This window comes from SAR202 cluster bacterium, assembly GCA_009392515.1.
In the GTDB taxonomy this organism is placed as follows: domain Bacteria; phylum Chloroflexota; class Dehalococcoidia; order Lucifugimonadales; family UBA6952; genus UBA6952.
This window is the reverse complement of record VFGE01000018.1, coordinates 25,329-39,331: the sequence shown is the minus strand read 5'-3', so window position 1 is coordinate 39,331 and position 14,003 is coordinate 25,329. Positions and strand designations below refer to the sequence as shown.

Below are 14,003 nucleotides of genomic sequence, written 5' to 3'. Positions count from 1 at the left end.
TGAATTTGCGACATTAGAAAAGCTTTCATTTGAATTTGTAATAATAAACTCATTTATCTGGGCTGGTTGATCTTCAGAACTAATAATTTCAGCTGGGTTTATTCTGTCGAGTTCCAAAGGGAGGTTTATACTAGGAGTATCTATTATTTCGATAATATTACTACTACTTGTATCTATAAAGGCAATTGTTGCTATATTATTTTTTAGTACCAAACTGACAATATAGTTATTTTTTTTATCATTAAGTATTGACGGTTCAATTATTGTGCCAGGTGTAATAACTCTAACTACTTCTCTATCCATTAACCCTTTTACTGAGCTATTTTCTATATCTGTAATTTGTTCACAAATAGCAATTTTATGACCTTTATTAATGAGTTTTGCCAGATATGAATCGAGTGCATGATATGGAATTCCAGCTAAAGGAACTCGATTATCTTTACCCATTTCCCTGGAAGTTAAAGCTATATCTAGATCTTTTGAAATAATTTCAGCATCATTGTCAAAAGTTTCGTAAAAATCTCCCATACGAAATAAAAGAAGTGCGTCATTATGTTCCGCTTTTATTGATAAATATTGACGTCTAATTGGTGTAGTCATTTTTTACTCAGTGATCGATCTGCTCAATAGATATATATTACATTAAACACTTTTGTTATTTAAGTTGTTTTAGTCTATATTTTTGTATAGAATATTTCCAAATTTGTAGTAAGTTATTCTTTTAAAATCTTTTTATGAGGTGTAATTATGGCTCTAGATACAAGAACTGGGGAAGATTTAGAAAATTTAAAAGATATTGCATCAGCTCATTTTTGGCCCCACTCCAGACAAGCGGGAGATCTTTCTGATGACACTGGTATTACCCTCGTTGGAGAAGCCAGTGGTGTCTGGGTCGAAGATTTAAAAGGGGTAAAATGGTTTGATACCATAGCTGGTATGTGGTTAAAAAATATAGGCCATGGTCGAAATGAAATAGCAGAAGCTGTTTATAAACAAATGACACAAGTTTCCTATTCACCAGGTGGTACAGTTAGCCCGGCTACTGTTGAATTATCGGGTAAATTAGCGTCTTTGACACCAGATAAAGAAAGCCGTATTTATTTTGTCAGTGGTGGCTCAGAGGCGGTTGAAACAGCTTTGAAAATGGCAAAAAAATATCATAGTAACAACGGACAATCACGTTGGAAAGTAATTAGCCGAAGAGGCTCGTATCACGGAGCTACTCATGCATGCATAAGTCTTGGAGGAGGAGGAGTTGGTGCTCCAGGTGATTATGGTCCCTTGATGCCAGGTAATATCCATGTTTCTAATGTTGATAATTATCGTGATATATATCAGGATCCAATAGAATGTGCATATGACATTGAGCGCGCAATATTGCACGAAGGACCTGAGTCTGTAGCTGCTGTTATAGGAGAGCCAATTTCAGCTGCTAACGGAATTCACATTCCCGATCCTAGATATTGGCCTTTAGTACGTGAAATATGTGATAAATATGGAGTTTTGTTGATTTGTGATGAAGTGATAACTGGATTTGGAAGAACTGGCAAAATGTTTGCTGTTGAGCATTGGGGTATAACGCCAGATATTATGACTGTTGCGAAGGGTTTGACTAGCGGATATATACCTATTGGTGCAACAATCGCTTCAAAAAAAGTAGCAGATGCTTTTATCGGGGATGATGATAAAACTTTCAGAAGCCTTATTACATTTGGGGGAAATCCTGTTGCATGTGCTGCAGCCATTACAAATTTAGATATTATGATCAATGAAGGAATGGTTGAAAACTCTCGTGTTATGGGGGATTATCTGTACGAAAAACTACAAACTCTTAGAAAACATGAAATTGTAGGAGATATTCGTGGTGGTCTTGGACTCCTTTGCGCTATTGAATTGGTAAAGGATAGATCAACAAAAGAAAAATTTTCCAAGGAAGATGAACTAGCAAAGAAAGGTGCGGTTTTAATGAGAGAACATGCACTTTTAGGCCGTGTAGGTGATGTGATACCTATGTCGCCACCATTGTGTATTACTAGTGATGAAATTGATGAATTTATCGGAAGAATGGATTTGATTTTAGGTAAATTATCTAATCAACTTGGTTAGTATAAGGAAGTATATGTTCAATCGGCTCGTAGCTTTGTTTTTACTTACAAGTATTATGATCGTTACTTTGTCTTGTAGTGATAATACTAAAAATTCAACTCCTTCTATTGATTTATTGACTGCAATCGATAAAGAAAATATTGAAATTGTACAACAACACATAGATACGGGCACAAATATAAATAATTACCCTGTTCCAGTTGGAATACCATTAGCAGGTGCTCATCCATTACATCTGGCAGTAGTTAAAGGAAATGTTGAAATTGTAGATCTTCTACTTTCTAATGGTGCAGATATAAACTTAGAAGCCAATAATAAAGATAAAGCTACACCATTACATTGGGCAGTATTTTTTCTTCAAAAAGAAATGGTTGATTTATTAATTGACTCTGGAGCAGAAATAAATTATGTAGATGGAAATGGAACGACACCATTGGATACAGCCAATTATACAAAAGTAATTAATATAAAGGATGAGAAAAAACTTTCTATAATTAATGAAATTATAACTGCCTTATCAAATAAAAATGCTTTAAGTGCATCTGATTTATAGAATAATTTAGATGAGATTGAGTAATTAATAATGCTGATTAAAAAAATATTGGACATATTCGAAACTTGATGTTATTGTGAATATGTACTAAGCAATCCTTGGTAGTTACTATAAGTAGTGTGAAAAGGTCAGGTGTCCGTAACCTGGCCTTTTATTTTTGAATGTATTTTTCAGTTATATCTGTAAATGTAATATCTAATTTATTCTTATCGTTTTCGATAACTGTCTTATCCCCAACAATCAATATAATAATAGATTGAATAGACAGTAATTCCTTTGCTACTTGCATTACTTCATCGATAGTTACTTTTTCAATATTTTGACAATAGTTTTGATAATAATCTGTTCCCAAACTATGTAAAGCAATGTTTGTTAAAATATTATTTACTGATGAGTTCGATTCAAATGCAGATGGATATTGCCGAATTAAAGATGATTTTGCTTCTTCAAACTCTTCTTTTTGAGGGATGCGAGAAGTTTTAAATTCTTCGATTTCTTTATATATTTCTTGAAGCGAGGCCATAGTTGTGCTCGTTTGTACAGATCCTCCAGTTGAATAAATTGAATGGTTCTCGGACCAATCAAACCATGAATGAAACCCATAGGTGTAACCTTTGTCTTGTCGTAGATTTGTATTTATACGGGAAGTAAACTGCCCCCCGAGTATTTGATTTAAAACTGTTGCAGCATAATATTGACTGTCCTTACGTCCTTTCCATGGGAAGCCTACACGTATAACAGTTTGAGGGGCTCCAGGGAGATCAACTATATTGTATATAGGAAGTTTTTCAAGTTCGATATTAGGAGAATGCTTCTTATCAATTGTGTTATATTTCTGCTTAAAGGCTCGATCTGAATATTTTTCTATTTCTTCAAGTGTCGTATTGCCAGTTACTATAAGAAATGTTTCATTTGTATCTCTTGATTTATGATGTTTAATAATATCTTGTTGTTTGATTGCAGAAAGACTATTGGCAGCACCTAGTATTGGATGGCCGAATTGAGAAGCATCCCCATAAATTATTTGAGGAAAAATTATCCTTGCTAATGCGTTTGGACTGTCTTTAATAGTAGATAGTTCTGTGATTTGTTCTTTGACCTTTCTTTTAATTTCATTCTCTGGGAAGACTGGATTCTCGTATATGTCTCCGATTATTTCTAATCCTGTCCCCCATAACGTATTTAGAGATTCAGAATCAAGTACTGTAGTTTCTCTACCCGTCATATAGTTTAAATGACTGCCTATATACTCGAAATCATTAGCAATATCTGTAATTGTGCGGTTTTCTGTACCTGTAGCAAGTAATTCTGTAGTGAGGTTTGTCAATCCAGACATTGTTTTAGGATCTGTCATTGCACCATCAAGAGTTAAGAGTTTAAATGAAACTAATTCATTATCAGTTTTTTGTTGAAAAATTAGTTTCATACCATTTTTTAAACTATGTAAGGTAGGTATTTCTGGCACATATTCTGAGGATTGTTCTGTATGGGGCGGTATGGATCGATCAATTTCAGGTACTTGAATAGATACGTTTTCATTACTAGGTTGTGGTAATGTTTTTAATGCTACATGATTACGATTGTATATGTATTTATTAAATACATTACTTAAGTCTTCCAAGGTTACATCTTGGTATCTTGAAGTATCCGTATTGATAAGATTTGGGTTGGATTGATAAACATTATAGAAATTTAATAGGTCTGCTCTGCCTCCAAATCCCCCATTGCGCGAAAGTCTTCTTGCTCTTCCAGTTATTATTTTGTTTTTAGATCGTTCGAGCTCTTCAAGTGTAAAAGGTGTATTTGCTATGTTGTCAAATTCTTTTTGTAATTTAGTTAATAAATTATCAATATCTATCGACTCAGCAGCAACAGCATCAACTTTAAAATCTCCTGCTATTTCGTTTGAATCATGGTAAACCGATACGTCTATTGCGATCTGTTCTCGATTAATTAAAGCTTTATGTAATCTACTGCTTTCACCGTCTCCTAAAATTATTGATAATAGATCTAGGGCAGCTTCATAATTATGGAATTTTTCGACTGTAGGGTAAGCTAGTTGGATTGCAGGCAAAGTGATTTTGTCATAAATCGACATTTCTATATTTCCTGATAATCGTACAGGGTAGGATTTTAGTTTTTCTGGTCTAGGACTTTTAGGTATTTCTGAAAAATATTTATATACTAATTCTTCTGTTTTATTTAGGTCTATATCTCCTACTATAGAAATACTTGCGTTAGCTGGCACATAATATTTTTTAAAAAAATCTTTGACATCATCTAAATTGGCACTATCTAAATCTTCGTGATACCCAATGGTTGGCCAATGATATGGATGAGGGCTTGGATAAATGAGTTCTTGTAATACAAGATGTGACACCCCATAAGGTCTATTTTCATAGCTTTGTCTTCTTTCATTCTTAACTACGTCTTTTTCGGTATCGAATTTTTTTTGATCGAATGCTTCAAGCAAAAAACCCATTCTGTCTGATTCTAACCAGAGGATATATTCCAAGTAATTACTTGGAAAATTTTCCCAATAATTTGTACGGTCAGAATTTGTAGAACCATTAAGGGATGCTCCAAGTTTTTCTATGGCTTGGAAAAATCCAGTATCATGATTTTTTGAACCCTCAAACATAATATGTTCAAAAAGATGGGCGAATCCAGTTTTACCTATTTGTTCATTTTTAGATCCAACATGGTACCATAAGTTTACTGCAGCTGTAGGCAATGTGTGATTTTCTGAAATGATTACTTGTAATCCATTTGGGAGTATTAGGTCGCGATATTTTATTTCCATATTGAATTTATTCCTAATTCACCACAAATATCATCGAACCATTGGATAACTTCTTTATGTAAAGGTATACCTTTTTGTCCACGTTCTATTTCTTCATCAAATTCTGGGTGTCCTGGGATTACAACTTCATTTTGTCCAGGTGCTGGGGGTGTTTCACGTAGGCTTTTTATAAATTCATCCATAGTATTTTTAAATTCATTAACGTCGGTAAATGCTGAAACATCATATGCTGCAACATAACTTTGGGCTCTTCCTCGTTCATTTGAAAATCCAAAACCACTCCCAGACATAATGCTACATAATATCTCAACCATACAAGCTAGTGCGTATCCTTTATGAGACCCTTGTTCTCTAGTTGATCCCGTAGGGAGCAATTTGTAGTTATCAGGCACTAAGGATTCTTCTAATATAGGTGTTCCATCAGCTTGAGCAACCAGTCCTCCAGGTATCGCAACGTTCATTCTTTTTGCAAGGTTAATTTTATTTACTGCTACAGAGCTTGTAGCAGCATCAAAAACAAAAGGTCTTTCTTTATTTGCAGGTGCTGCAATTGCTATAGGGTTAGTGCCAAGTCTAGGCTCAGCTCCAAAAGTAGGTAGAACTTGTGCTCCTGCTGCTGTCATAGACATGCCGATCATATCGTGTTTTAGTGCTAACATTGCATGATATGCAACCATACCTGCATGTGCACCATTAGCCATAGTTACAACACCAATTCCGGTCGCTTTTGCTTTTTCAATTGCGATTTCCATTGCTTGAGGGGCTATTACTATTCCCAGCCCTCTATCACAGTCTATATTTGCTATGGATAATCTTTCGTTAGTTATTTTCCAATCTGGTGCAGGGTTTATAACACCATCATTTATGTTTTGCATATATACGCGTAGCATATTGGATACGCCATGGCTATCGACTCCGCGAAGATCTGCACTTAATAGACAATCAGTTGCTATTTTTGCATCATGTTCGGGCATGCCTGCACTTTTAAATAATGCTTCAACTGTATTTCTTAGTCGATTAGCATCAATTCTAATAGAATCCTCTTCACTTACATGGAATACTTCTAAAACCATGACAACCTCCTTTAAGTATGTCTTAATTTTATAAAAAGACTATTTCATTTTCAACTTTCTAGCAGATAAAAATATTAATTTTTATTACTTAGTTTTCTTGCCATAAATACGCACAAGGTACCTAAGCTAACTACAGGGCATAAAATAATAAATGCTATGTCATAACTACCATATACATCATAAATGCGTCCAGCCATAATAGGACCTGTAATTCCTCCCAATAGTGCAATTAATTGCATTGAACCTTTTATTGTAGCAAACCTTGTAATTCCAAAAAAATCTGCTACTACAGTTTGATCCGTTGCTGTATGAGCTGATTGTCCTGCTGTATAGAATAGTAGATACAGGCTAATAAAAAATATTGCATCAGGAGTTGCAAAAAGAAGCCCAATCCATCCAACTCCCATTAGCAAAAAGCTAATCATAAGTAAAAACGATCTACCAATACGATCTCCAATCCACCCTGACCCAAGTCTTCCAAAGACTTGGATTCCACCAAATATGGTTACAATCAAAGCAACGGAACTTAATGAATATCCAATTGATTTCAATGCTGGTTGCTGATGAACTAAATTCATTTGATTCCCAAAACTGTAAATTAATTGCGCAAATGCTAAAAACCAAAATGCAGGTGTTTTTAAAGCATCAACTATTCCATATTCATTATTGATTATCTTTTTTTCAGATTTAGGTTTTATTAGAGATTTATTTTCTAGTTCTGGATTCGGTTTTATCACAAAAGAAGCGGGTAAAGACACAATAAAGAAAAAATAAGAAGCATACAATGAGGTATCTCGCCAACCATAGTTGGTCAATAGTAATGTTATTGGAACTATTCCGATATATCCTAAAGCCCTTCCTGTTGCAGAGAATGAATAAGCAAAGCCTCTCTTTTTATCAAACCAGTGCATAATTGACGCTGTTATAGCGTTATGTGAACCTATACTCATACCAATTGCAATTATTATTGAGGAGAGATAAAAAACCCATAATTCAGTCATTATTGAAAACAAAATTAATCCAATAAATGTTAAAGTGGTGCCAGTAATACAGGTTATTCTAGGCCCAAATTTATCAATTAGATATCCACCTAAGGGTGATAATATTCCTGCTCCAAAGACCCTGATTGAAAAACCGGTAGATATTGCAGTCATACTCCAAGAAAGTTCATCATAAATATCATTTATAAATGCACCGTGTCCTATTTGTAGTACTGCTAAAGAAATAAAGCTAGTTATAGTGCCTGAAAGCGCTATATACCATCCATAGTAAATCCTTTTTATATATGCCACTATGTGCAATCTTTAACTGTTTTTAATATATATTCCAAATCTTCAGGTCTTCGATAGGCTATCATTAACTCATCAAAATTTGCTGATTCTAGTTTTGATATTTGTTGGTTAAGAGATTTTTTGTTATTAAAAATAAGGTCATTTTTTAGTTCTTCTATATCTATATCATCAGAATTTCTATTACAAAGTAGTTGTAAGTTTCTGTTTTTTGCAAAATTTGATACCCACCACGTTTCGACTTCTTTGGGTTGAATATATCCAATCGTAGTAATTTTATAAAACGGTTTTTGAATTGCTTTATTTGATGCTTCATTCATGTAATTTAATAGATTTATATTTGTAGTGTAGGTATGAATACCATCTGCAAAATTTATTGCTTTTTCCGTCCAGTATTCACTCGTGTTTGCTATATATATTGGTATAGTTTCTTGAATTATAGACTGTCGTAAAGCTGGTGACTTAATATTAAATTGATTTCCAGAGTAATCTAATTCATTACCAGCAAAAAGAGATTTTAAAATTTCAAAAGATTCATTTAATCCATCATCAACTCCGTCTATCCCAATATTTGAAAGCCAAAATCGACTACCTCTCCCTAATGCCATATCTAGTCTACCATTTGAAAGTTGATCTATTGTTGCTGCAGCTTGTGCCATTACAACAGGGTTTCTTTGATATGGCGATGTCACCCCTGCCCCTATTCTTATTTTGTTAGAAACATTTGCAGTAAGACCTAGTATTGACCAGAATTCCCAGAGGGAAATATTAGAATCAGGAATCCAAATTCTGTCTAAATTATGTTTTTCACAAAGCTTTATTGCCTGTTCTATTTCGTTCACAGGTGTCTTAATTGCTAATTCTATTCCAATTTTCATAGTATTTCCTGTGAGATTTTTGTTATTTTAGTCCCAGACCACTACCTTCTGGTAAATATACTTTCCCTTCTGAAATAGGTGGAAGAGGATATTCACCAGCAAAAGTTCCTTGAATCCAAGGGACTTCAATCCAAGTAGCCATTGGTGAAGCAAATGCCCAATGAATGGAAGCATATAATGAAGGACCTATTCTAAAGTTGTGAGGGCAAAGAGCAGTATTATATAGTTCTGCGAGACCTGAAATTCTTTTTGCAGTTGTTAACCCCCCTATTTTCGTTATCTCAGGTTGTAGGTAAGTCAAACAGTCTGATTCTAAAATGTTTTTAAAATCATTTAGAGTATATTCATTTTCACCTGCAGCTATGGGAAGTCTTGTTTGATCGGAAACTTTCTTTATTGATTTGTGATCTCGCATTGGTCTTACAGGCTCTTCATACCAGATTATATTGCGATTCGATATTTCTTTTCCAAAAGCGATAGCTTCAATTAATGAAAAATGACCATTTACATCAACCATAATTCCTAAAGAATCTCCAAAATTATTATGCAATAAATGGACATACATTGGATCTATTTCATGTAGTTTTACTGCATTAAAACCGGATTCTATTGCCCTTTTCACTTCACTTATAACTAGGTCTGGATCCCTCAAAGGTGGCAGGCTTGCATAAGCAGGCAATCCATCGTGCATTACTCCTCCAAGTAATTGGGCAACAGGTACTCTTAATTCTTTACCTAATAAATCCCAAAGCGCGATATCTACACCTGACAATCCCATTGAGAATATTCCTTGATCAGCATATCTATAACCATATTCCCAGATATCAAACCAGTGTTTTTCAATTGTTCTGCTATCCTTCCCGATCAAATGTGGTGTAATTAGATTTTCTATAACACTTGCAATGGGGAAAGATGTAGAGCCAGGGTAACTTGTATTAGGTATACCCCACCAAGCTTCACCATAGCCAGTTTCACCTTCTATAGTTTCTACAGTTACTATTACTTGGGTTAAATGATTTTGATTAGGAATATCTACTCTGATTTCTTTTATTGTCCCCATATTTTTACCTTTTATTTTTTTGATATTAAGTTAAGACAAAATTGAGCTACTTCCTCTAATTCATCAATTTTCACATACTCCCTGACTGTATGCATGTCATTTGTACCCATACCAACTACCACACACGGGATTCCATGTTTGTTAAATACATTGGCGTCTGTACCACCTCCAGTAGTCTCTAATGTAGGGTTAACCCCCATATCAATCATTGTTGAACATGCAAGTTGAACCATTGAGTCATCTGGAGTTAATTTATATGCAGCAAAGTTTTCCCTAAAGGAATCTGTAATTTCTGCGTCAGGATATTTTTCACGAAATTCACTAATTTTTGCTTTTACACTTGATTGGAGAAGTTCAATTGTTTCAATGTTATGACTTCTGAATTCACCTTCAATTATTGTGTTTTCAGGAACTGCGTTTCTTACTGTTCCTCCTTCAATTTTACCTATATTAAAGGTCGTTTCTTCATCTAATCTTCCTTGTTCTAAACTTGCAATGAGTTCAGAAGCAATTCTTATAGCAGATAAACCTTTTTCAGGTTCAACTCCTGCATGTGCTGCTCTACCTTTTACAGAAATATTAAATCCAATGTATGTTGGGCTTGCTGTAAAAACACGACTTACTGAACCATTTCCATCAAATACTACCCCGTGTGTTCCGATAATGAGGTCAAAATCTATATTTTGTGCTCCAACAAGACCAATTTCTTCTTCTCTAGTAAATACTGGCTGTAAATCTATTCTATCAATACCATTATCATATGCTGTTTGAAGTCCTTCAAGAATTGCTGCTACTCCTGCTTTAGCATCCCCTCCGAGTATTGTTGTTCCATCAGAGGTAATTTTGTTACCCTCAATAGTTGGTTTAATCCCCCTACCTGGCTCAACAGTATCCATATGGCACGATAAAAGCATATGGTTTTTCCCAGGTTCTGAAGCGATTAAATTACCATATGAGTCAAATTGGACTACAAAACCCATAGCTAGTAATCGTTTTTCTAAATATTCTCCTACTTGTTTTTCTTCTCCTGAAGGGCTGTCGATTTTAACCAAATCAATAAATGTCTGAACTAATCTATCTTTATTTATCTTTACTTCCAATTTTCTCCTCGATTATTTATTTATATTTATTATTTCAGGAATGATTTCTTTAGAAATAACTTCTGACTGTATTATTTTATCTTTTGCTCCAGCTGTTGTGGATATATTAAATATAATTTTTTTAGCTCCAGCATCTATGTATTCCTGTATCCTATCTACACATTCTTTAGTAGAGCCAAGGATACAATACTTTTTTACAATATTAGCGAAATTCCCGTTGTATAAATACCTTCCTCCAAGTGCCTCAGCTGCTATTTTTGTAGCTTCTTCATAATTTTTATGAATTGATATAAATGGCATAAACCCCCATTCGAAATCACTAATATCGATTTTTTCTTCATTGGCGATTTGGTTAATCTCATTAACACTAGATTTATACATTTCAGGGCTATAATAATATGGAAACCAACCTGTTCCATATTTGACCGCTCTTTTCATTGCTGGTGTCCGTCTACCAGCTACCCAAATTGGCGGATGTGGTTTTTGAATAGGTAATGGATTTATACTAACTTCTTTTAAATTGAAGTGTTGGCCTTTAAATGTGGTGCTGTTTTTTGTCCATAGGCTTCGAAGTATCTCAAGTATTTCATTACTTAGACTACCTCTGTGTTTTACATTAATTCCAGCAGCTTCAAACTCTACAGGAAATTCACCCCCTACTCCTATTCCTAAGGTTAATCTTCCATGTGATGCAATATCTAGTGTTGAAGTAAATTTAGCAAGAAGCAATGGGTTGTAAAACGGGAGTAATAAAATTGCGGAAAGAAGTTTTACCCTCTCTGTAGCACCTGCAGCAACAGACAATGCTGTTAGAATAGAATTAGTGGAACTTGGAGGTGACCCTCGCATAAAATGTTCTCCTCCAGATATATATTCAAATCCGAGATTTTCAACTCGTTTTGCTTCCTGAATAATATCTTCGGGCCCTCCCGATAAACTCATACCAAATTCAATTTTAGTGTTCATACAATTCCTGCCAAACTAGAATGTGCATAGTGAAGTTAATGAATTAATATCATTACATTCTTCTAAATTCCAAATCATTTCTATAATTTTTTCTACATTTTGTTGTGGCAATTGGCTATTTTCCGCACAGTAGCGAAACTTTTCTTCTACTTCATTATTTGTTATTGGTTTTGTAGGATGCCAATTTTGTATAGCAACACTTTTTGAAAATTCTTTACCATCAGTGGTTTTGATTGTTATAGGGGTCCCTTGAGATGTTTGTTCATGTGTCCATTCAGGATGTTGTTCGATAATGATTTTTGAATCCATAGCTTCTCTCATACGGGGGTCACTCGCTATTTCATCACTGAATGTGTGAATTTTCACTTCTCCATAAACTATGGCTGCTGCCATATTATAGTCTAGACTGAATTTACCATTAAAACCTTTTTTAGGTTTCATAAATCTCAATAAATTTATTAAATCTGGATGACACTGGGCAGTTAATGTTTCAATTTGTTCATATGAAAGGTTATTTTCTTGAATTATTGATAACGCTGCGTCTAAAGCTCTGTGATTACCACCACAGCATGGGTATTGTTTAACACTTAGTCCCGGTGAGACAATAGCCCATGGATTTCCTAAGTTTTGAGTAACTTTTTCTAAATCATAATTACCTTCAATGTGAATTGCGTGAAAAAAGCCGTGGTCTCCTTCTATTATTTCTTCATCTGCATAATAACCTTTACTGGCTAAAGTTGCGGACACTACTCCTGCTCTAGAAGAATTACCACCGTGCATTCCTTTTACCCATGTTCCAAAATTTTGACTTAAACCAGAAGCCATACTCCCTGCAATACCTAAAGATCTTTTAGTTTGTTCTATATTTAAATCTAATAGTTTAGCGCAGGCAGCAGCCCCGGCCATTGTCCCATATAGAGATGTTGGATGATAACCGCGTTTTCTAAGAGAGCCTTCATACGGTCTGGCAGAAAATGATAGTTTTTCAAATACTTCATATCCCAAAACCAAAGCAAGGAGTATTTTATTGCCACTTATTTTATTTTTGTCGGCTAACGCAAGTAAACCCGGTAAAATACAAGTTGTAGGATGAGAAAAACCCATATCATCATAGTCTAGAAGATGGCCTAGAGACCCATTAATAAAAGCCGCATTATCAACTGAACCCTTAATTGATGTACCAATAATATTTGCATGGTTGCTACCACTTATTTCGCTGGCATAATCGTGAAGTATTGCCCCAGCTTCTTCATTTGATCCTGCTATGGCTGTAGCAAACCAGTCAATTATATGTTTTTTAGTGATATTGATAGCTTCTTTTGGAATGTCGGATAATTCAGTTTTATGAATAAAATTTACTAATGTATCTGTAGCTCCCATAAGGCTTCTCCTTTTAAATTATTATTTACCTTTCCATACAGGTTGTCTTTTTTCAGCAAATGCTTTAACTCCTTCTTTAGCATCCTCGGAGTTAAGTACATTATCACGTTTTAATTGGGCATATGCTACTCTTCTTTCTAAGTCCATAGCAGCTCCATTTACTGATGCTTCTTTTATAGCAGCTAAGGATAAAGGCGCATTAGCAGTAATTTTTTCAGCAAGTGCAATAGCTGTTGGTAATACTTGATCGGGTTCTACTACATGGTTTACAAGCATTAACTCTAAAGCTTTTTCTGCTGATAAAAAGTCTCCAGTAAAAAGGATTTCAAATGCAATATTTCTTGGTACAACTTGGGATAATAATGCTGGACCACTTACAGAAGAAATACCTCTTTTAGCTTGAGGCCAACCGAATTGAGCTTCTTTGGAGGCTATTCGTATATCACTTCCTAAAGCAATACCACAACCTTGTGCTAAACAAATACCATTTATAGCACTAATTATAGGTTTCCAGATATTTGATTGAACAACATATAAGTCCCCTGTTGAAGGCCCTTCATTGGCTCTGGCATTTGCCATTGCAACTAAATCATGGCCTGTAGAAAATGCTTTACCATTGCCAGTAACAATGGCACATCTTACTTTAGAGTTATGTTTAACGTCTTGAAAGGCATCCCATAACATTTCTCGCATCTCAGGATTTATTGCATTGAGTTTGTCGGGTCTATTAAGTGTAATAAACGCAATACCGTTTTCAACCTTATATAATACTTCATCTGACATTTATTTCCCTCC

General features: G+C 34.6%; 12 protein-coding genes. 2 read left to right on the top strand and 10 right to left on the bottom strand.

Annotation, left to right across the window (positions count from 1 at the left end; all coding sequences use genetic code 11):
* Positions 1-600: DNA mismatch repair protein MutS (locus FI695_01340; protein ID MQG50609.1), on the bottom strand; the 600-nt coding region annotated here is incomplete at its 3' end.
* A 147-nt stretch (positions 601-747) separates the two neighbouring features.
* Between FI695_01340 and FI695_01335 the strand changes: the two genes are divergently transcribed.
* Both FI695_01335 and FI695_01330 read left to right on the top strand, forming a co-directional pair.
* On the top strand, positions 748-2,106 hold the full coding sequence (locus FI695_01335) for an aspartate aminotransferase family protein (protein ID MQG50608.1): 1,359 nt from the start codon (positions 748-750) through the stop codon (positions 2,104-2,106).
* Positions 2,107-2,119: 13 nt separating this feature from the next.
* Positions 2,120-2,659 (top strand): ankyrin repeat domain-containing protein, encoded by a 540-nt coding sequence (locus FI695_01330; protein MQG50607.1) that lies wholly within the window; start codon positions 2,120-2,122, stop codon positions 2,657-2,659.
* Positions 2,660-2,810: 151 nt separating this feature from the next.
* Here FI695_01330 and FI695_01325 read toward each other — a convergent pair whose 3' ends face one another.
* From FI695_01325 to FI695_01285, 9 genes are all read right to left on the bottom strand, one after another.
* Complete coding sequence (locus tag FI695_01325) at positions 2,811-5,462, bottom strand: insulinase family protein (protein ID MQG50606.1); 2,652 nt, start codon at positions 5,460-5,462, stop codon at positions 2,811-2,813.
* Entirely contained in the window at positions 5,453-6,535 is a 1,083-nt protein-coding gene (locus FI695_01320; GenBank protein MQG50605.1) for an Ldh family oxidoreductase, read from the bottom strand. The genes FI695_01325 and FI695_01320 overlap by 10 nt, the downstream gene beginning before the upstream one ends.
* Positions 6,536-6,609: 74 nt before the next feature.
* Positions 6,610-7,827, bottom strand: a complete 1,218-nt coding sequence (locus FI695_01315) for an MFS transporter (protein MQG50604.1) — start codon at positions 7,825-7,827, stop codon at positions 6,610-6,612.
* Positions 7,827-8,702 carry an LLM class flavin-dependent oxidoreductase gene (locus FI695_01310; protein ID MQG50603.1) on the bottom strand — a complete coding sequence of 292 codons (876 nt, stop codon included), beginning with the start codon at positions 8,700-8,702 and terminating at the stop codon, positions 7,827-7,829. The genes FI695_01315 and FI695_01310 overlap by 1 nt, the downstream gene beginning before the upstream one ends.
* Before the next feature lie 22 nt (positions 8,703-8,724).
* Complete coding sequence (locus tag FI695_01305) at positions 8,725-9,762, bottom strand: mandelate racemase/muconate lactonizing enzyme family protein (GenBank protein ID MQG50602.1); 1,038 nt, start codon at positions 9,760-9,762, stop codon at positions 8,725-8,727.
* An 11-nt stretch (positions 9,763-9,773) separates the two neighbouring features.
* Positions 9,774-10,862: a M20/M25/M40 family metallo-hydrolase gene (locus tag FI695_01300; GenBank protein ID MQG50601.1), complete on the bottom strand. Its 1,089-nt coding sequence runs from the start codon at positions 10,860-10,862 to the stop codon at positions 9,774-9,776.
* Positions 10,863-10,874: 12 nt separating this feature from the next.
* Complete coding sequence (locus tag FI695_01295) at positions 10,875-11,828, bottom strand: LLM class flavin-dependent oxidoreductase (GenBank protein ID MQG50600.1); 954 nt, start codon at positions 11,826-11,828, stop codon at positions 10,875-10,877.
* Positions 11,829-11,843: 15 nt separating this feature from the next.
* On the bottom strand, positions 11,844-13,208 hold the full coding sequence (locus tag FI695_01290) for an MmgE/PrpD family protein (GenBank protein MQG50599.1): 1,365 nt from the start codon (positions 13,206-13,208) through the stop codon (positions 11,844-11,846).
* Positions 13,209-13,229: 21 nt separating this feature from the next.
* Complete coding sequence (locus FI695_01285) at positions 13,230-13,991, bottom strand: enoyl-CoA hydratase/isomerase family protein (GenBank protein ID MQG50598.1); 762 nt, start codon at positions 13,989-13,991, stop codon at positions 13,230-13,232.
* Between the last annotated feature and the right edge of the window lie 12 nt (positions 13,992-14,003).

Excerpts from the sequence above, each read along its gene's own strand:
- FI695_01335 (MQG50608.1), top strand. The coding sequence starts at position 748 with ATGGCTCTAGATACAAGAACTGGGGAAGATTTAGAAAATTTAAAAGAT.
- FI695_01330 (MQG50607.1), top strand. The coding sequence starts at position 2,120 with ATGTTCAATCGGCTCGTAGCTTTGTTTTTACTTACAAGTATTATGATC.
- FI695_01325 (MQG50606.1), bottom strand. The coding sequence starts at position 5,462 with ATGGAAATAAAATATCGCGACCTAATACTCCCAAATGGATTACAAGTA.
- FI695_01320 (MQG50605.1), bottom strand. The coding sequence starts at position 6,535 with ATGGTTTTAGAAGTATTCCATGTAAGTGAAGAGGATTCTATTAGAATT.
- FI695_01310 (MQG50603.1), bottom strand. The coding sequence starts at position 8,702 with ATGAAAATTGGAATAGAATTAGCAATTAAGACACCTGTGAACGAAATA.
- FI695_01305 (MQG50602.1), bottom strand. The coding sequence starts at position 9,762 with ATGGGGACAATAAAAGAAATCAGAGTAGATATTCCTAATCAAAATCAT.
- FI695_01295 (MQG50600.1), bottom strand. The coding sequence starts at position 11,828 with ATGAACACTAAAATTGAATTTGGTATGAGTTTATCGGGAGGGCCCGAA.
- FI695_01290 (MQG50599.1), bottom strand. The coding sequence starts at position 13,208 with ATGGGAGCTACAGATACATTAGTAAATTTTATTCATAAAACTGAATTA.
- FI695_01285 (MQG50598.1), bottom strand. The coding sequence starts at position 13,991 with ATGTCAGATGAAGTATTATATAAGGTTGAAAACGGTATTGCGTTTATT.